At 49.4% G+C, this 19500-nt stretch carries 14 protein-coding genes; 3 read left to right on the top strand and 11 right to left on the bottom strand.

Annotated elements, in window-relative coordinates:
- Both J7L64_04540 and J7L64_04535 read right to left on the bottom strand, forming a co-directional pair.
- Positions 1-481, bottom strand: a 481-nt coding sequence (locus tag J7L64_04540; protein ID MCD6451609.1) for a hypothetical protein, incomplete at its 3' end; no start/stop codon positions are given.
- 8 nt (positions 482-489) lie between these two features.
- A complete protein-coding gene (locus J7L64_04535; protein MCD6451608.1) occupies positions 490-720 on the bottom strand; it encodes a hypothetical protein in 231 nt (76 codons plus the stop codon).
- A 121-nt stretch (positions 721-841) separates the two neighbouring features.
- Here J7L64_04535 and J7L64_04530 point away from each other — a divergent pair, with 121 nt between their 5' ends.
- On the top strand, positions 842-3040 hold the full coding sequence (locus J7L64_04530) for a sulfatase (protein MCD6451607.1): 2199 nt from the start codon (positions 842-844) through the stop codon (positions 3038-3040).
- Positions 3041-3049: 9 nt separating this feature from the next.
- The gene (locus J7L64_04525) at positions 3050-5089 is read left to right on the top strand and encodes a glycosyltransferase family 39 protein (GenBank protein MCD6451606.1); all 2040 of its coding nucleotides are present in this window, start codon (positions 3050-3052) and stop codon (positions 5087-5089) included.
- Here the strand turns inward: J7L64_04525 and J7L64_04520 are convergent.
- From J7L64_04520 to J7L64_04480, 9 genes are read right to left on the bottom strand one after another with little or no spacing between them, the layout of a single operon-like run.
- Entirely contained in the window at positions 5083-7008 is a 1926-nt protein-coding gene (locus J7L64_04520) for a hypothetical protein (GenBank protein ID MCD6451605.1), read from the bottom strand. The genes J7L64_04525 and J7L64_04520 overlap by 7 nt on opposite strands.
- 8 nt (positions 7009-7016) lie before the next feature.
- A complete protein-coding gene (locus J7L64_04515) occupies positions 7017-8984 on the bottom strand; it encodes a glycosyltransferase family 39 protein (protein MCD6451604.1) in 1968 nt (655 codons plus the stop codon).
- Positions 8985-8987: 3 nt separating this feature from the next.
- On the bottom strand, positions 8988-11279 hold the full coding sequence (locus J7L64_04510; GenBank protein ID MCD6451603.1) for a sulfatase: 2292 nt from the start codon (positions 11277-11279) through the stop codon (positions 8988-8990).
- A gap of 11 nt (positions 11280-11290) precedes the next feature.
- Entirely contained in the window at positions 11291-12373 is a 1083-nt protein-coding gene (locus tag J7L64_04505; protein MCD6451602.1) for a DUF362 domain-containing protein, read from the bottom strand.
- A gap of 16 nt (positions 12374-12389) precedes the next feature.
- Positions 12390-13607: a glycosyltransferase family 4 protein gene (locus J7L64_04500; GenBank protein MCD6451601.1), complete on the bottom strand. Its 1218-nt coding sequence runs from the start codon at positions 13605-13607 to the stop codon at positions 12390-12392.
- A 32-nt stretch (positions 13608-13639) separates the two neighbouring features.
- The gene (locus J7L64_04495) at positions 13640-14896 is read right to left on the bottom strand and encodes a glycosyltransferase family 4 protein (protein ID MCD6451600.1); all 1257 of its coding nucleotides are present in this window, start codon (positions 14894-14896) and stop codon (positions 13640-13642) included.
- Complete coding sequence (locus J7L64_04490) at positions 14874-16073, bottom strand: glycosyltransferase family 4 protein (protein ID MCD6451599.1); 1200 nt, start codon at positions 16071-16073, stop codon at positions 14874-14876. Before J7L64_04490 ends, J7L64_04495 begins: the two co-directional genes overlap by 23 nt.
- Positions 16073-18010, bottom strand: coding sequence for a hypothetical protein (locus J7L64_04485; protein MCD6451598.1), 1938 nt, complete (start codon positions 18008-18010; stop codon positions 16073-16075). The genes J7L64_04490 and J7L64_04485 overlap by 1 nt, the downstream gene beginning before the upstream one ends.
- Positions 18000-18707, bottom strand: coding sequence for a class I SAM-dependent methyltransferase (locus tag J7L64_04480; GenBank protein MCD6451597.1), 708 nt, complete (start codon positions 18705-18707; stop codon positions 18000-18002). The genes J7L64_04485 and J7L64_04480 overlap by 11 nt, the downstream gene beginning before the upstream one ends.
- Before the next feature lie 211 nt (positions 18708-18918).
- On the opposite strand from J7L64_04480, the gene J7L64_04475 reads away from it, so the two are divergent.
- A partial coding sequence (locus J7L64_04475; GenBank protein MCD6451596.1) for a 1-(5-phosphoribosyl)-5-amino-4-imidazole-carboxylate carboxylase occupies positions 18919-19500 on the top strand: 582 nt, incomplete at its 3' end.

The raw sequence follows: 19500 nt of genomic DNA, 5'->3' as shown, positions 1-19500 counted from the left end.
TCCCCACACCGTAGGTTGCAGTCGCCCATTCCCCCACCCCATCTACGGTAAGTATTGCCGCCTCGGAAAAGGGAGAGGCGAAGAAGGAGCTCGCTGCATGGGATAGGTGATGCTCGGTGAACAGTATCTCCCCCTCGTAATCCAGTTTCTTCCTTATCACATCCCGTACCCAAAGCTTTTCCTTGAGCCAGGGGGGGATGGCTTTTATGAAGGAAGGAAGGGAGCGGGGGAAATTGGCTAAGTGGGAGAAGAGTATTCGCTCGAATTTGATGAGCGGTTTGTCGTAAAAGACGATATAGGAAAGATCTTCCGGAGTGATTCCTCCTTCCCTGAGGCAGTAATTTATGGCGTTTGTCGGGAAGTCGGGATCATGCTTCTTTCTGGTGAACCGCTCCTCCTGGACGGCAGCAATTATCTCCCCGTCTTTAAGAAGAGAAGCAGCAGCGTCGTGGTAGAAGCAGGATATGCCAAGGATATACATCTTGCCTCCTAAAACTGGTGCTTGATCGCCTCCAAATCGAACCGGGTTACTTCTCGCTTACGCCAGAAGCTTGATTCATCAGTTAATTTTTTATCGAGCAGATCCTTCCGCGCCATTTTGATAAGCAGGGAGAAAAGTGCTATCACCGTGAAATAGATAACCGCGAGGATAAATATGGTCTGGTAGTAAGCGACCTTCCTTCCGAAACTTCGTAGCTTTCTTTTGATCTTCTGCCACATTTTAAGGACCTTTTATTCCCTTAAAGCTCTTCCTTAATAACATAGGGTTAAAAGTCTGTCAATAGGAGGTGGTTAAGGTAGAGGGATTGATGATATAATCTTATCTTACACGGAGGGGAGAATGGGGAAAGGGAGCCCGTTTCGCCTATTGGTGGTTTATCTTATCTTTTTTCTCCTTTTGATGTTTACCTCGAGCTGTAGGGAGAAGCCCTTAAGGCTCAAGCGGGACCTCATCCTTGATTTTCTTGGGGCGGAAAGGATCATCGAAGGTGTTTCCCTATACGATGGGGCAAGGCTCTCCGGGAGGATCGCTCTCCCGATCTTTCAGGGTGAGACCGATTTCGGTGTTAAGGGTTCCTCCTTCGGGCAGACGGTTCTCCTTACTTCTTTTGAGAAAGGGGGGTCCTGGCTTCACCTTCGCATCCGATTGGAGGGGGAAGAGCCGGCTGAGGGGGAGATAAAGATAAACGACTTCCAGCTGATACGGTTGGGGCTAAATCCGGGGACATCCTGGTATCATCTTCCGCTTCCTGAAGGGGTAGCTGAGCGAGGCGAGTTAAGATTGGAATTGAGCAATCCCTATCACCCTTCTTTCATAGAGATGGCTTATCTCACCAAGGGTGATGAGGTGATCCCAGAAAATGAGCTTTCTGAGCTTTTTGAGATAAAAAAGGCTCTTATCGGCGAGCGGAGAAGGGAGGGATTTGTTCTCCGCCCAGGAAGGGGAGTTGGCTTCTTCTTGAAGCCGGATGAAGGGGATGTTCTCCGCTTTTACCTTCGGGGAGATAGCGCCAGATTGAGTGTAATCGTCCATACCGAAAATAGGGATAAGGTGTTAAAAACAGTTTCTGCTCGAAGAGGTAAGGTGAAGCGGATCGAGATACCCCTATCTTCGCTCAGGGGAGAAGTTATTGAGCTCATCTTCAAGGCAGAGGGGAGTAAGGGTAAGGGCAGTATCGAGGTTATCTCCCCTCGCATTATGGCTCCTAAAAAACGGGGAGAGAGGGGAGTTGATCTAACGGAGCTTAGAAAGGCAGCGAATCCACCCCCCAATTTGATCATCATCCTTCTCGATGCAGCGAGGGCGGATCATTTCTCCTGTTATGGTTATCATCGGAAAACGACCCCGACTATAGACAGGTTGGCGAGTGAGGGGGTGATCTTTGAACATGCCTTCTCCCAGGGGGCGTATACTATCATTTCCCTCCCTACCATTATGACTTCACTCTATCCCACGACACACAAGATAAGAGGGCAAAATGATCGCCTGCCCGAGGAGATGGTTACCCTTGCCGAAGTTTTATCTAAAAATGGATTTATCACCGGTTGCTTCTCTGATAGCCCGGTAATCTCTCTGGCACATGGCTATGGGCAGGGCTTCGATCACTTCGTAGAACTCTTCCGACTGCGAGGCAATCCCATCGATCCTACTGCTACCCCCTGGTTTGTTGGCAAGGTGATCAACTGGGTGAGGAGCCTTCCTCCTGGTAAGCCCTTCTTTGCCTTCCTCCACATAATGAAGCCCCATGAACCCTATATCTCTCCTCCCTTCTTTATGGGAATGTTTGACAAAAATTGCTGGAGAAAACCTCAGGGAGATGTAATCACCCTCAGTAAGATAGATAAGGAGGAACTTCCAATAACTAAGGAGGATCTCGACCATATCGTTGCCCTTTATGATGGCGGTTTAGCCTATGCGGATCATCAGGTGGGGAGGCTTATCTCCAATCTGAAGCGGGCGAAGCTTTACGAGAATACCATTTTTATCATTATTGCCGATCATGGGGAAGCCTTCCGTGAGCATGGACGAATGCTTCATACCACCACCGTTTACGACGAGATGATCCATATTCCATTGATAATCAGGTTCCCGAGGAGGTTTCCGGTGAAAAGGAGAAGGGTGGACTCGTTAGCCCAACTCATCGATCTCGCCCCCACCATCTGCGAGCTTTATGGGATAGATCCGAGGAAACTCCCCTTTGAAGGAAAGAGCCTTCTTCCCGCGATCTTTGGGAAGGAGGAGGAAGGAGATCCTTATATTTACTCTATGGCTATGTTGGGCAGATTGACGGTCCGGGGAGGGCGCTACAAATACATCTATGATGGGAAAAAGGGGATGCATCTCCTCTTCGATCTTAAAGGTGATCCTGGTGAAAGGAGAAACATTATCTTTGGACATCCTCTTTTAAGGAAGTATCTTTATAGCTTGCTCCTCAGCTGGTATGAAGAGACCTCGGCAAAGAAAACAGGGGAGATAAAGAAGATAAAGCTGGACAAGGAGACGGAAGAAAGGCTCCGGGCACTTGGTTATATAGAGTAGGAAAGAACAATGAAACGATATTGGGAGCGAAGAATTGTCTATTTCCTTCCCCCGTTCCTCTTTTTTCTCCTCTTCAATCTGGTAATCCTTACCCCTGGTTTTCGTTATGAGAGGACACCTGAGTTTTCCTTCGTCCTTCTTCTCATAAGCTTCACTCTTCTTCTTTTTCTTTCATCATTGCTTTCGAGAAGGTATCCAGATGTTGGAACCCTTCCTCGGATCTATCGAACGATAGATATTCCCATCTTCATAATCGTCTCCATTTTTCTTTTGCTTTTGTTTCTTCTCACTGCTTATGGGGGAAGGCTTGGTAGTGATGGTAGTTTCTACTTCTCCTATCTTCGCTCCCTTGTCTTTGACCGAGACCTGAATTTCGCAAACGAGTATGCAAGGCTCAAGGTGCGCGCTCTCCCTTATATCAAGCCAACCATTACCGGGCATCTGCCGAATGTGTTCGCCATTGGAGTTTCCTTTCTTTGGCTCCCTTTCTATCTTTCTGCCCATATAGCGACCTATTTTGCCCATATTTTTGGTGGTAGTCTTCCCCTGGATGGTTTTTCCTATCCTTACACCACCGCCTGCTCTTTTGGCAGCCTCGTTTATGGGACATTTGGGGTTATTCTTCTTTACCTTAGCCTACGGCGGTTTTTCAGTAAATGGATAGCCTTCCTCTCTGCTATTGGGATCTGGTTGGGTAGTTTTCTCCCCTGGTATCAGGTTTTCGAACCTTTTATGTCTCACGCCCCTTCCTTCTTCGTGAGCTCTCTCTTTCTCTATTTCTTCCTCCGCTTCCGAGGAAAGATGGATTTTAGGCGTTATCTCGTTCTTGGGGCTTTGGGAGGGCTCCTTATGCTCGTTCGCTGGCAGAATGCCCTCTTTCTCTTATTTCCTGCCTTTTGCTGGCTTGGCGATTTCATTAAAAGCTTGAAGGAAGGGAAAAGTGAAGAGGCGAAGCGAATGTTTCTCTTCGGGATGCTTTTTGCCCTTTCCGCTTTTGTCGTTTTTCTCCCTCAGGTTATCGCCTGGAAGGTGATCTATGGGAGGTTCTTCACCATCCCTCAAGGAGGAAGGCTCTCCTTCGGCAAGCCCGCTTTCTTCGAGGTGCTTTTTTCCTCTCGCCATGGACTTTTCCCCTGGAGCCCAGTGGTATATATTGGCTTTATCGGCTCTTTCCTTTTCCTTCGCCGGGAGCGTAGGTTCGTCCTTACCTTTTTCCTTGTCTTTCTCCTTATGACATATGTCAATGCCTCAATATACGACTGGTGGGCTGGTTGGGCGTTTGGAGCGCGTCGATTTGGCTCCCTTCTTCCCTATTTTGCTGTCGGTCTTTCCGCTTTTCTTGAGTTCTTGAAGAAACATCCCTTCCTGCTCGTTTATGGATTTGTTTCCCTTTTCATCCTGGCGAATATTGTATTTATGGCTGAGTATTACTACCATCTGGTTCCACCTGGTGATGTGGTTTCGATGGGGGAGGCGGCAGCGTCTGGGGTGAAACTTCTCTACTCCAAGATAGGGAACCCGTTTTCCTATCCTGCCAATCTCCTCTTTGCCCTCCGCTTCCGGGTTTCGCCCGAGCGGTATGATCTTTTAGTGGGGAGGCGCTTCAATAACCCGGGGATAGATGTAGGAGGTAACGACGCTTTCTTCCTCGGTCGTGGTTGGTATGGGAAGGAGCAGGACCCGGATGGAACTACCTTCCGTTGGATAAAGGGAAGGGAGGGAACTTTTCTCTTCCCCCTCTTTCGTCCCCGCGATTACATCATCGAGCTCAGGATGCGCTCCTTCTCCTTCCCCGGAGCACCGCCGCAGGTGGCTAAGTTTCTGGTGAATGGGGAATTCACCTCATCACTCAGGCTTTCTCCAGCATATACCACTTACAAGATAGCTGTACCCAAACGCTATTTCAGAGAGGGGGTGAACGAGGTAAAGATCGTCTTAAGCTATGCCATTCCTCCGGCGAAGGTGTTGAAGGGAAACAAAGATGGCAGAATGCTTGGCGGGGCGGTTGATTATCTCGTATTTAGGCACCCTAAAAGGAGGTTTCAATAGGGAATGATGGAGGAGATGTCGATCTCCCCTCTTTTCCCTTTAACAATTATTTCGTTTCTTCCTTCCCGGATTAGCCTCTTAGGAAGGGCGAAGAAAAGGGTTCCCCCCCTTTTTGCGGTTTTCCCCCTTCCAATTTCTACCCCGTTCAGGATTAGGCGAAATTCTCCTTCCCCTCGGGTTGTAAGGACGATCTTTCTCCCGCGGAGCATAAAACCAGGAAAGAAACGGCGGATCTTTTCTCCTCTTCCTCCATTCATCAGACGGAGGATGAGGGTACCGCCTATTTCGGCTTCTTTTTTGAGGTCTTTTTGGAACTGGGTAAGTCTCGAGAGGAATTTCTCCCTCGAGGGCACCTTCCCCTTCCCCTCGTTCCCCAATCGGTCGAGATGAACGATAATGTATCGGATAGGATAATTCTCCTTCAGATATTCGATCGAAGAGTTCGAGGGGAAATCAGCCATCTGCTGATAGAGAAGGAGATAGGAGCGGGGGAGGTATCCGCTACAGCCGTTCACCAGTCTTTTGAAGTGAGCCCGGGAAGCGAGTTGGTAGTGCAGATTCCCTCCCGGGATGTGGTAGAGGGGAAGCTCGAGGATGGCGAAGTCCCCTGGTCTTTCCGCCAAGAAGCGATAGACAGGGTCTATCTTCATATCGGGTCTGCCTATCTTTAGGGGGATGCTTATGTTTTCAAGAATTATGATCATAGGAAGAAGCACCATCAGAGGAAGCCTCTTATTCCATCCTTTAACTTGCTCTAAGAGGAAGGATCCGCCGAAGCCGGCGAAAAGGGAGAGCCCGAATATAACGAACATCCCGAACCGCCCAGGCGCCCTGAGCCCGGAAAAACCGGGGGCGAATCTGTAAAGGAGGAAGTAGGGGAGCTTGATATTGCTTCCCCTAAGAACAGGACCGAGGGAAAGGACAAAAGCAACAGAAGTGAGGATAAAAAGAGGAAATAAAGCCTCTTTTCTGATGATGTCCTTTTTCTTTCTTCCAAAAAGAAGAAAGTAAAAGGCGAGGAAATAGATAGCAAAGCCAGGGAATAAACTCTCCTTAACCCGGAAGCCACCGAGTATGTTTCGATATAGGTTCGATTGGGAGGCGAGGTAATCGGAGAAAGAGGTGGAGAAAGCTATGTTCTCCCTAACGCTTCTTTTTAATCCGAGGGTGGAGTTTGCCTTGTAGTAGGGGTAGAAGGCGAAGAGGAGTACCGGAGTAAAGATGATAATGGCGATGAGGATGTCCTTCACGAGCTTGAGCAGAGGAGGTCTTTTTATAAGAAGTAGGGAGAGAAGAAAATAGATGATGAGGAGAACCCCTCCATAAGCGGCATAATAACCCGATGAAAGGGCGAGCAGGGTAGCAAAGCCGAATGAGAGGATGAGGAGGTGCCTCCTTTCTTCAGCGAAATACCGATGAAGAAAAAGGAAAGCGAAGGGAAGCCAGCTGGTAAAGAGGAGCTGAAGATGGGAAAGGTGGGTATACCGAAAGGCGAAAAAGCCGAATCCTATACCGGCGAGTATTCCGGCTATTCTCCTTCCGCTTATATATCGAGCAAGAAGATAGGTGCCATAGGCAGAGAGAAAGAAGGATGAGAAAAGGACGAAATTGTAGGCAGCAACTGGGTTGCCTGTGGCTCGGAAGAAAGGGATGAAGAGGAGCGCTTCGGCGAGGAGCGCTTCGGAGTAGGTCAGGGTGAGGGGTTCGGGGAAGAAGATATTGGCATAAAAGAGGTTCATCGGATCGGAAAGAAGCTTATGGTTATCCCAGAGGAGTATCCAGAGGTTTATTAACGGATCGGCGCCGAGATGGGGGATGGCTTTACCGAAGTTTTCGGTGAGAGGGTAGGTGAAGAGGATAGTAAGCAAGAGAAAGAAAATGACGATCGCTACCTCAGAGAAGATATCTCGTTTCCTCATTAGATTTCCTATCGTCTCTTCTTAGCGAATCGAAGAAGATCGACCGCTACTGCCTCCTGATGATAATTTTCTTTTTGGTTACCTCTTAGATTGTAGTGATAGCGGAAGAGTAGCTCATTCAATCCTCGTTTGGTGAGCGATTTCTCCACGATAAAAAGATAATTGTTCCATCCCGGCCTTAGGAGAATATCCTTCACCCTTTTCCCATTTACCATTGTCTCTACTACTACGGTTGTTGTATTTGTGAGGTTGATCGGTTTCATCCTTATCCCAACGATCAATTTAGCACGCTCATATAGAGGGAAACGGAGGATCGAGGTTTTCCCCTCCGAGTAGCGGAAGCTCACCTCATCGAGTTTTTTCTTTTTGCTCCAACCGTTTCCGATCAGTTCCCAGCGGATATCATCTGGTTCTGCCCCGATGTCGATTACCCCATTGAGGTTTCGGGGACCGGAGAAGAGCCACACCCCCTTATAATTTTCATAGATCCGAAACGCCAGTGCGTCGCTCAGTTTGGCGGTGAGTTGATAACATAGGCGGTAGATGTATTCTCCTTCGATCATAAGTACCCTGTTTAAGGGAACGGCTTCGCTTCTATCGCCGAGTAGGTTCTGATTGAAGGCAGTAGCGAAGTTGATGTTCCAGATGATGAGAGAGAGGATGAGCAGAGTGGCAAGGAGTTTTGGCCGGCGGAAGAGCTCCTCAATTACCGCAGAGAGTCCAAAGGCAAAGATGAAGCTACCGCCGAGCATCCTTCGGTTTCCGAAGGAGTGGTCTGCCCACCATCTCTTGAATACCCCATTCATATAGAGCATAAGGGCGAAAGCGACGAAAAGATAGAGGGCGAGTTTCCTATTCTTTCTCAAAAGGAGGATGATTCCGATCGCCCCGAGGAAGAAGAGGGGAGTCCAGGTAAAAACACCGTGTCGGGCGGAGAAAAGCATATCGATGATATGCGGATGTCGCCAGTTGATTAAATTGGTTGTATGCCAGCCGGAGAGGAAGTGAGAACCGAAGATCATCCGCCACAATATCATCTGGATTAGGAGGGGAAGGGCGAAGCCGGAAAGGAGGAAAGCCATATCCCTCCATTTTTCTTTTAAGGGTGTCCTGTTAGAATGTTTTAAGGAGAAAAGAAAATCCAGAAAGGGAATGGCAAAGAAAACCACATTCTGGGGGCGAACGGCGGCGGAAAGACCAGCAAAAAGCCCGATCAATCCTGCCCTCCATTTCCCTTCTTTCTCTCTATTTTTGAACCAGAGAAATATAAAGAGGGTCACCGCAAACATCGAGATCCCATGAGCGAGGAAGGGGTTGGCTACCATATAGTAAAAAAGCGGTGTGCCAAGCCAGATGGCAAGTGCTGAGAGGAGTGAGACACCAGGGGAAAATCTCTTTTTTAAGAGATGGTAGATAAGGATGATACCTGCCAGGATGTAGAGGGCGGAGCCCAGGGTTATCGCTCGCTGGTAAACCGAGGAGAAGCCATCCAAGGGAAAGTTTCCCCCAAGTATATTCCCCAAGAAACTCACTATATGAGCGAGGAGGAAGAAGGGAAGCCAGAAGAGGGAACAGCCGAAAAAAACCGGATTTGCCGGGAGCCCTGCCGAGGTGATCTTTCCCATATAGCCAAAGCCAGCGAAATCGTTTGCGAAATTTAGATCAAAATCGATAAGGAACGAACGGAGATAGGCGTAGTAGAGAACGCCATCTCCCTTTATTTTTGGGTATATCTGGGGGAGGTAAAGGAGGAAGATGGCAATAAGGATGAGATGAGGGGTCTCTATCTTATCAAAGAAGGTGGAGGGAGCAATTCCTTTCCGCTTTTTCCCCCTATTCACCATTACCCGGAAGAAGAGGAGAAGAAGAAAAGAGAGGGAGAACCAAAAACGATATTGGGGAAGATCAAGAATATGTAATAAGAGCAAACCGGAACCTAAAAGGCACAGCAAGATATTCAGCAGCTTATTGCCCATTTTTTAATGAATGTATCCCAGCGCTTTTAGTTGCTCTAATGTCTCTTTGTCCAGCTTCTCTACCTTAATTCGATGGAATTTCTTTGCTTCTCCCTTCAGTTTTTTAAGTATTTCGGTAAGCTTCTTGTTCAACTCGTTGTAGGCGGGGGGTTTTCTCCCGTAAAATAGATTTTTCTTTTCTTTTGGATCATCCTTCAGATTGTAGAATTCCCCTTTCTCCCGTCGGTAGGGGTAGTGGATCAATTTCCATTTGTCGTTTTGGAGGGAGCGGAGGTTTTTGCCATAACGGTCGAGTTCGGCGAAGGAGTAAGATATCCCCGGATTTCCCCCTTTCTTGATAAGTGAGAGTAAACTTTTGCCCTCGATCTTCTTCGGGAGAGGGATGTCGAGGATATTAAGGATAGTGGGAAGGACATCCACAGCTCTTACCAGGTCTTTGATCCTTTTCCCTTTGGGGAGAGCATTGGGACAGTGAAAAATGAGGGGGATATGGAGCACCTCGTTGTATAAGGTGTGTCCATGGCGAGTTCCTCCGTGTTCCAGGAACTCCTCCCCATGGTCGGCAATGATGATGATGAGGGTATTATCGGCGATACCGAGCTCCTTCAGTTTCCTCATCAGCTTTCCTACCGATTTATCGTTATAGGTAACCTCCCCATCGTAGAGGGCAATGAGGTGTTTTCTATCCCGCTCGGTGATCTCTATATCTCCCCTCCCTATCTCAATAAGGGTTTTAGAGTCTCCCCATATCTTCCCTTTATAATCGGGGTCGTACATCCTGTCGTACGGTGGAGGGGGAATGTAGGGGTCATGGGGATCCACGGTATGGACATAAAGGAAGAAGGGCTTATCCTTAAACTCCTCAAGCCAGGGGAAGATCATCTCGTTCATCTTGTCAGAGAAGAGGGGATGAAGGTGGAGCCGTTTATAAGCTACCAGGTAACGGTCAAATCCCTGATAGAACCCTATCTCAGCAGCTACATTGGGTTGATTAACGCATCCCAGGGTGTAATAGCCATAATGCCTCAATATCTCTGCTATAGTGATTAAGGAGGGCCGAAGTCTATCGTGGTCGGTTATCGCCCCATGTTCTGTTGGGTAGAGGGAGGTTAAGATAGTAGCGGTTGAGGGTCTTGTCCAGGAGGATTGGACGAAGGCATTCTCGAAGAGAACCCCCTCCTTCGCCAATCTGTCTATGTTTGGTGTTTTGATGTAGGGGTTTCCATAACAGCCGAGGTGATCTGCTCTTAAGGTATCGATGAGATAGAGGATCACATTCAATCTCTTGGGAGGCTTAAGGCCGCCGGCAATGATATGGGGATTGACCCAGGCAACCTCAGCCGGTTTTCCCTTTATCCCCTCCCCTTCGACTTTGAACCAGAGGACTATCCTCTTCCCCCGATACCTGCTTAGATCAACCTCCTCCATCCGCCATTCGTCAGCCACCTCACCCCTTTTCCTCTCCGAAGAGAATAACTCCTCCTCTCTTCCCTCAGAGCTGAGGGTTATCCTGAACCTCGCCCAGCTCAGGTTATCCTGGAAGAAATCGTTTACCGCTGGAGAGAAGATGAGTTTTATCGGTTCCTCGTTGGGGAGCTTCACCCCTAACCTGAACTCACCACCAGGAGGAAGAGCAATAGCCTCTCTCGCCTCACCACGCCTGACGTAGGCGGTGTATTTGAGATAGGTTCTGGGGGTTTTCCTGAGATCCTTCCCCTTGGCAACCAGGGCGATGTAATCATAGGAGGCGGCGAGTTTCCGCTTATCCCCTCCCATCCCCGGAACATTGGCTGGGGAGATGGCATAACGATGGATGAGTTCCAGACGATTATCCTCGTTCTCCTTGAAGTATTTTCCCTTGATCGGAAATGAGTAGTGGTTGAACCTCTTTCCCAGCTTCGCTTCACCAATGAACTTCCGGTTGAAGAAGAGCCTCACCCTCTGTCCGGGGGCACCGGGTGGGGAAAAGGAATGGGCGGAGAAATGAAGTATCCGATCCCTCTTTCTCATCGGAGGGAAATCGACTTCAGAAACCCTGCCCACCGCCCAGACGAAGCTCGTCCCTGAGGGTTCGACCTCGTTCTCCTTCGCCCAGCCTGACTTCAAAAAATAACGGTTGCTCCTTAAGCCAAGATTGATGAAGAAATTATCCACCTCAAGGGAAGAGAGATTGGAGACAAGGTCATATCGACCATAACCCCAACCAGCACCTTCTACCTTCCTACCTCCGCAGGAGAGAAGAAAGGAGGAAAAAACCCCCACCAAACAAATGATAGCCCAATTTCTTCTTTTCATCGGTTTTTTCCTCAATATTTAAGAAAGAGTTTGCCCCATTCAGTCTCGAGCATCTTCTTCACCCGTCTTTTTCCTATTATAGGATACCAGTAGAAGTCGTGGTAGAGCCTGGAGGCGAGGTAAGCCCAGACAACGAGCGGGGTGCGAAGGAGGAGCTTTTCTAAGGGGTGGAATATCCCCCAATAGATCATCTTTTGTCCCCGGCTGGCGAAGGTGTTTTCCTCTCCGTGGAAGCCGAAGTTGACCCCGGATATATCCTCGCCCACCACCTCGATCTCAGCGGGGTCTCCAACTCCGAGTCCTCGTTCGTGGGCAAGGCGGATGAACTTGAGCGAGAGTGGGTCGAACCCCATCATCTTGGCAGCGATAGCGTCTATCGCCACCTGATCGTTGCTCGCCAGTATATAGCCCTTGACATAGGGGATCATACACCGGGGTCCCGGTCCATCTCCGGCGAAGGTTCCGTCCATTACCGCAAACAGTCCGGGATGGATCTCCTTCTGGATGGTTAGGAGATCGACCAAGGTTTCGTGGATGACCGAATGGGTCCAGTGCCGACGCTCGTTCAGAAGCCCGCCGAAGGCGTTCTTCATCGCTCCAGTCATCGTAGTGAAGACATGGGTTTTCATCGTGGGGAGATGGATGATATTAGAGCCGATGAACCGTTTCGGGATGTAGATCCCTTTGGGAAAGATGTCGTATAGAGCGAGGATTTCCCCTTTTGGTTCGTATCTTACCCACTCCTCCCTTTCGTAAAGATGGATATTGCGAAGCCCGTATTTCTCCACCACCGGCTTGTGTTTGTTCGCTATTTCACCCTTTTTTGCGCTCACCACCACCGTTCGATTGTGGCAGGCGTAGATCCTTTTCCGGTCATATCCATCCTCGAGCATTGTTTTTATTACCCCCTCAAGCTGCCACGGGGTGGTAGAACAAGCAGGGTAGAATTTCTGCCAGGAGATGTTTATCTTGAGCGCGGTTTCGTTCTCCTTAGGAAGGTATTTCTGATAATCGGCTAAGTGGAGAAGCTTTTTATAATCCTCTAAAACCGTTTCCGGTTTTGTTTTAAGAACGGCGACCTTTGCCCGTGCCATTTCCCCTCCTTTTTGCTTAGCTAACATCCACCACTTCTCGGTAGAGTGCGATATGTCTCTCCACTATTTTATCCCAAGAGAACCTCTCAACCAATTGCAAAGAGCGACTACCCATCTTTCTTAGCTTATCTTTATTAGGGAGGAGGAAGGCGAGCTTCTCCTTAAGATCGGAAATATCGCCGGGGCGAAGGAGATAACCGTTTTCCCCGGGGACGATCTTGTCCGGGATGCCCCCGACAGCACTCCCAAGGATGGCAAGCCCGTGTGCCATTGCCTCGAGGGTAGCGATCGAGCTTCCCTCATAAAGGCTTGGTTGGATGAAGAGATGGGATAAGGAGAACAAATTCTCGAGCACCTCGTCGGAAACCCGTCCCGTCATCACTACATTGGATGAGAGGCTCTCCTTCTCCACCATCCTCCTCAGCCTTTCCCGTTCTGAGCCGTCCCCCACCAGCACCCATGCCCAATTTATTCTCAATTTCTTCTTAAGATCAGCAAGGGCACGAACCACCAGATCGAACCCCTTGTTCCGCTCCAGTCTCCCCACACTTATTGCCACCACTTTTTTCCCCTCGAGAAGATACCGAGAAGCCACCTCTTTCATTTTATCCTTGTTTACATACCGTTTGGTGTAGTTGATATCCACTGCATTTGGTATTACCGCTATCTTCTCTTTCGAGACCTTAAGCTCACGGATAACGGTTTCCACCATACAGCTATCGGTGGCGATTACCTTGACCGCTTTCTCCGCTGCTTTCCGCACCCAGTGGCGGAATGGGGTATAGAGGATGTATTTCAGAGGATTGGTAGTGAGAAACTCCTCCATCCCGTGAGGGTTCAATATGAGCGGAGGAAGATCTCTGTTTCTCGCAAAACGAAGGGCGTAACCGTAGCCGGCAAGCCCATGGGCATAGACGATGTCTATCTCACCCCTTCTCGCCAACTCCTCGGTTTTTTCCCCCAGCCTTTTGCTGAAGAGATAATAGTTGGTTATCCGATCGAGGATCACCGTTCGCTTGAGCTTTCCCAGAAGGGGGATTCTTGTAGAAGAAACAAAAAGCTTTTCCCCTGACGGCTCCTCAAGAGGGGAATAGGTTCTGGTTGGCGGGCTTGAAAGGAGAACGAATTCCACCCCTCTTTTCTCTAAATGTTTTGTTAAGAAGTAGATATGGCGTTCGAGACCACCGAAGCCGTGATAGGGATAAAGATTCCTTGCTAATATGGCTACCTTCATTTTGAGATTTAATTATATCACAGAGAAGGAGGTTATCGCTTCTTTTCCTTCTCGTATGCGGAGATGGCATTTTTGTAAAGCTCCTCGTATTTGGGGACGAGTACCTTTGCTTCGTAGCGATCTTTGGCTGTTTTTCTTGCGTTTTCTGAGAGCCTTTTTGAGAGTTCGAGATCGGTGAGGAGCCTTTCCACATCCCTCATCCATTTCTCGAAACTATCAGCGAGGAGCCCATTTACTCCATCTTCGATTATATCCTCGGTCCCCCCGGTGTTTATCGCGGAGACCACTGCTCCTGCCCCCATTGCCTCGAGGAGCACCCGGCTTAGCGGTTCCTCCCAGGCGGAGGGGAAAAGGAGTACCCTCGCCCGTCGCATCAACCTGATTGCCTCTTCGTTCGAAATCCAACCGGTGAAGATTATGTTTAAGCCACTTCGTTCTCCTCTTACCTCGAGTTCTTTCCTTAACGGTCCTTCGCCAGCGATTACCAGGGGAAGCTCGGTTTTGAGTCTCTCCATTAGCTTGGGAAGCAGTCTCACCCCTTTATTTACGGCGAGCTTTCCCACATAAAGGAGGAATTCCCCTTTTATCTTCGTCTGCGGTGGGGTAGATGCTATCTTTTCGATGGCGTTGGTGTCGAGTATGTTTGGTATGACTGCTATCTTCTCCTCGGGAAATAGACGCAAGAGCTCTCGCTTTATATGGTGACTAACCGCGATTATCTTATCCGCTCTTTTTAGATTTTCCTGTTTAAACCGGAGATTGGCGAGAGCCAAGGGGAGAAGAAAAGGGAGAAACAGGGTAAGCCCGGGGAAGCGGGCAGAAAAACAGGAGATTAGGTTGGCGAAGCTACAGCCGGGACAAGGTTCGTTCCCTTTGAGCTTGGTCGAGTGGAAGCAGAGGGGCCAGTAATCGCGCACCGTGACCACTACTGGTATCCCGAGGCTCTTTCCCACCTCTATCGATGGGGGAGCGGTGAGCTGATGCTGGGCGTGGATTATGTCCGGTGTCCATTTCTGAACCTGCTCGGTGAGGAAGTGATAGAAGGGAAGGAAGAAATACCCTCGCTTTTTAAGCCTTTTCATAAGGGATATCTTTCGATAGTCGATGCCGAACTCCACCACCTTGAGCTTGTCGTATTCGAACTCCCTCACCCCTTCAGCCCTGATGGTTCCCTTTATGATCATCAATTCATGCCCCTCATCCCTCAGGGCGCGGGTGAGATAATAAGTGCTCCAACCGCTTCCACCAGCTACCGGTGGGAACGAGTCAGTGGTTATCAATATCCGCATATCTCACCACCTTTTTTAGTATATCGTCTATTTTCTTTGTTTGGCGCTCCCAGCTGAATAGCGTCGAACGAGCTCGCGCCTTTTTTCCCATTTTCCTTCTTTCTGCTTCGTTTTCAATGAGATATAGCATTCTCTCAGCGAGTGCCTGGATGTCTCCTTCAGGGTAAAGAAGTCCTTCCTCTTTGTCTCGCACGATCTCATTAAGCGGAGGGATATCGATGGTTATTACCGGCAACCCCATTGCCAGATATTCGAATATCTTGAGGGGCGACCAATAGAAGCCGAGCTTGAGAGAGGGAAACCCTTCGCTATTGAACGGTGCTACCCCGATATCTGAGGCGGAGAGAAAGGCAGGGACATCACAGTAGGGAACCTTTCCGGTGAGGAGAAAGTGCTCTTTAAGGTTCGATCTGGTAATGATCTCCTCAGTCTTTTTGTAGAGGGGTCCACTTCCTATCATCAGGAAAAGGATATTTTTTCTTTTGGAAGAGAGGACCATCTTCCCCGCCTCTATGAAATCGAGGACGCCATGCCAACTGCGGAAGCTTCCGAGGAATGTTATCACCACCATCTCCTTGGGGATGCCGAGTTTCCTTCGCTCCTCGTCCTTACGATATCGCTCGGGCGAGAAGAGGGCGAGGTTTGCCCCGGTATGGAGAAGGTGTATTTTCCCCTCAGGTAGCCCCTCAGGGAGTATCTCCCGTATAGGAGAGATGATAGCCTTGCTCCTTCGGCAAAGCCATTCCCGGTAGCGTTTCATCGGACGGATGATGAAGAGGTGGTCGATCAGCGCTTTTTTCGACCCGGGATGATCGACTACCGGAGAGACTACCTCAAGCACCGAAGGAATGCCGAGGAGAGCCCCGGTGATGATCCCTCCGCCTCCGAAGTTGTAGTATCGCTCGAGAATGACATCGGGCTTCCACCTTCTTGCCAACCAAAGGATCGAAGGGAGGGCAAGCCATTCGAGGAGCTTCCGCGGGATGAGGGGTAGGACACGGTAGACCTCGATCCCTTCAATCGCCTCCCCTTTTTTCTGTCTTAGGTTCTCTCTTTTAGCGACAATGAGGACCTTATGGCCAAGAAGTGATAGTCCCCTTGCTACCTCGAAGGTGTGGGTTGATCCGCCATGGCTCCCCGGAATGGGAATGCCCGGAGCCACATAGAGTATCCGCATCAGGAAAACCCCCTTGCTAATCGGATGAGGAAATCAACCCCCTGAAATAGGGAGAGGGCAATCAGGGCGATCCCAATGAGCCGGTAGATCTTTTTGCTTCTTAGTAGATAATTTCCCCCCTCCCCTGAGGCGATGATGAGTGCCGGGATGAGGAATATCATCTGCTTTTTGAACACCCCAAGGAAAAAGCCTGAGGCGAAGAGAAGAGAGCCTACCACCACCCAAGAGAGGGTAAGCCAGGACAAAGCGGGGCAGGTCTTCTTCCTCTTTATCAGAGAGTAGATGCCGAAAACGGCTAAGAAGAGGAAGGGGATCCCGGTGAGATCGAAGAGAAGTAGCCGCACCATCTCCTTCCCCTCCCATGCCTGAGGAAGGTACTGTTTCTTCACCCTGAGGGTTAGCCCTCCCATCTTCCTCATCTCGATGATCCTATTCAAGGTCGGTTTCAGGAAATAGCCGTAGTAGATGATCAAGGAGAGAAGTACCCCGATGATGAAGGAAATGATGATGGCACGAGCGATTATGCTCCTTTTCTTCTTTTCAAAGAAGAGATATGAGCTTATGGCGAGTGTGGGGAGGAGGAAGATCCCTCCAAGCAGATTGCTCGGATAGCTCAGGAGAAGGAGGGCGATTAAGATAGAGCTTATGATAATGATCCCCCTTTTCCCTAATTTTCCCCAGGAAAGGGCGATAAAGGAGAGGGCGATGATCGACATTATCTCCCCTGCTCGGTTGGAGAAAAGCCCGTAATGGAGGATGTGGGGTTCAAGAGGAAGGAGGAAGAAGAAGAGGGTGGAAAGACCTGAGGAGAAGAGAGAGCCGCCAAGCCTTCTTACAACGAGGAAAAGAGCACAGGCTCCCACCAGATCAAAGGTGAGGGCGGTGAGCTTGATGGCGGTGAAGGGGTTGTTGATGAGGAGAGCGAAAGGATAAAGAAGGACGAAATAAAATGGGGAGAAGGGGAAAGGTATTCCCAGGCTCCAGAGGCGGGCGCGGTCGAGGGCTATTTTTTTGGCGAGGGGGATAATCCCTGCCCGGTTTAGGGTGAGGAGGCGATGGTAGTAATACATCAAGTCGCGGACCTCTATTGCTGGGGTGAAGAGGACGATCGCCTCAATGAGGCTTCCCGCCAGGATGAGGGAGAAAAGAAGAGTTTTTCCCCCCTGTTCGAGTCTCAAGAGGGGAAATTTTCTGCCAAGGAGGGGTATCGCAATGAAAAAAGCGAGGTTGAGCGGAACGAGGAAGAAGCATTTCAGGATAAACTCCGCTCCCAGGATCCCGAAGATGAGGGGGACGAGGATCGAAAGAGAAACTCCGAGAAGGAGAAACGGGAGCTCAAAGGAACGGGGAAGCCCGGAGAAGGCATAGAGGATCAGGATGAGGAGGAGGATGATGAATGGGGAAAGAAGATGGGGTGTTTCGGGCATGAGGAACGAAGAGGGAGAGATGAACTTTACCCGGATGAAGTTCACCGCTATTCCCAGATTTCCCGGTCCTCTGGTGTGGGTTATTATCCTGATGGCGAGCTCTCCCTTTCTCTTTCTTTCCGGGACGAGGAAACTCCTCGTGGTATATCCTTCAGATTGCTGGGTGAATTCCCCGACGAGCCTTCCATCGACATATATCTCTGCCCTGGCGGGGGTATTTATCTTCCTTGCGGAGTTTATCTCGATAAGCAGGGCTCCTCGGTAGTCCTTGATGGGGAGGCGGATTTCGGCATCGCCGAGTGTCCAGCGGAAGCGGATGTCGTTCTCTTCCTCCACCGATTCCCGGAACCCGCTTATTCTCTTCTCGAAGAAGGTACCCATATGAGCGGTGTAAGGTCTTTTTGTCTGATATGAGAGGAGGATGAGGATGATCGATGAGGCGAGGATGATATAGGTTGATTTCTTCTTAAAAGGGAAGATTAATTTGATAATAGCTTCTTTAATTTCCATTTTTCTTTGTCTTTTTTCTTTGGAATAACCTTCGAAGGAACTCCCGCTTGATCTCTCCCAGACGATCTCGCCACCCTGGAGGAGAGATTAGGTTTATAAAAGGACGGAGTCTTCTTTTCTTTGAAGTGGTTATTTTTTTCAGGAACTCCTTATCGCCTAAGTCCCAAGGCGAAGATGCGTCTTCTGGGAGTATCTCGAACTTAACCTCCCCTTCCCATTCGAGCTCGACGAGAAATAACTCTGGGTGAGCGTAATAGAAGGAGCTGAAGAACCGATCGTTTCGCTGTAGATGATGAAAGAGGCCACCAAAGAGGTTAGGGAGGTTTTTGCGTTTCAAATAGAGTGTATCTCCTACCTTGGTTATATACCATTTGTGATAGCCCCAGAAGAAGAGCTTTTCTGCCACTTCAGAGGGTGAGACGATGTAACCCCTTTTCCCCACCCGGGATATCTCCCTTAGGAACCGATCTGGATGTTCCACATGTTCCAAGATGTGAGAACAGATGATGTAGTCGAAACTTTTGTCGGGAAAGGGAAGCGCCTCACCATCGGCTATTACCAAAGGGCGGTCTATCTTCAAATCACCTGTTCCCCGTTCCACATTGGCGAAATACTTATCCACTAAAATATCGGATCGAGGGTGAGGGGTAGCACCGCTTCCTATCTCGAGGACCAAGTCATTCCTTTTTATCTTCATCGAGGTATATGTTTTCTCCTCCTTTTCTGGCTTTTTACCATCCGAATTGGATACGCCGAAGAGGAAATTCTTAGGAACATCTCCTCAATCTTACTTTTCGGGCTGGAGATTGTCAACGGTTTCACGGTGTACTTTCCCCTTTCTTCTCAAGCCAGTTTAACATTGGCGTCTTTTCTGGTATCATCGTATATGGTTTTACTGGAGGAGTAAGGTGGAGGAAAGATATCTTCGTGAGCTTCTTTCACGGGTCAGGACGGGGGATCTTTCTATAGAGGATGCTCTTTCTCGCCTCAAGTGTCTTCCCTTTGAGGATCTCGGTTTCGCCAAGATCGATCACCACCGAGGACTGAGGAAGGGTTTCCCCGAGGTAATCCTTGGTTTGGGGAAGAAGCCGGAGCATATAGTGAAGATAGCCGAGCAGATGGTGGATAAAGGAGAAACAGTGCTCATTACCAGACTTAGCGACGATGGACTAAGAAAGGTGAGGGAGAGATTCCCAAAGGCGAAAGTGGATGAGACTGCCCGGGCAGTGGCGATAAATGTGAAGGAGGAGATTCTGGGGAAAGGGGTGATCGGCGTTGTTTCCGCCGGTACCTCCGATCTTCCGGTGGCGGAAGAGGCGGCGTTCACCGCCGAGGTGATGGGGAACAAAGTGGCGAGGATCTACGATGTAGGAGTGGCGGGGATCCATCGGCTCTTTTCCCATCGTGATGAGCTAATTTCCGCCCGGGTGCTGATCGTAGTGGCGGGGGTGGAGGGGGCACCCCCCTCGGGGGGGGCGGGGATTTCCTCG

The organism is Acidobacteriota bacterium (assembly GCA_021161905.1).
Lineage (GTDB): Bacteria > Acidobacteriota > B3-B38 > Guanabaribacteriales > JAGGZT01 > JAGGZT01.
The sequence above is the reverse complement of the archived record's forward strand: the minus strand, read 5'-3'. Positions and strand labels throughout refer to the sequence as shown.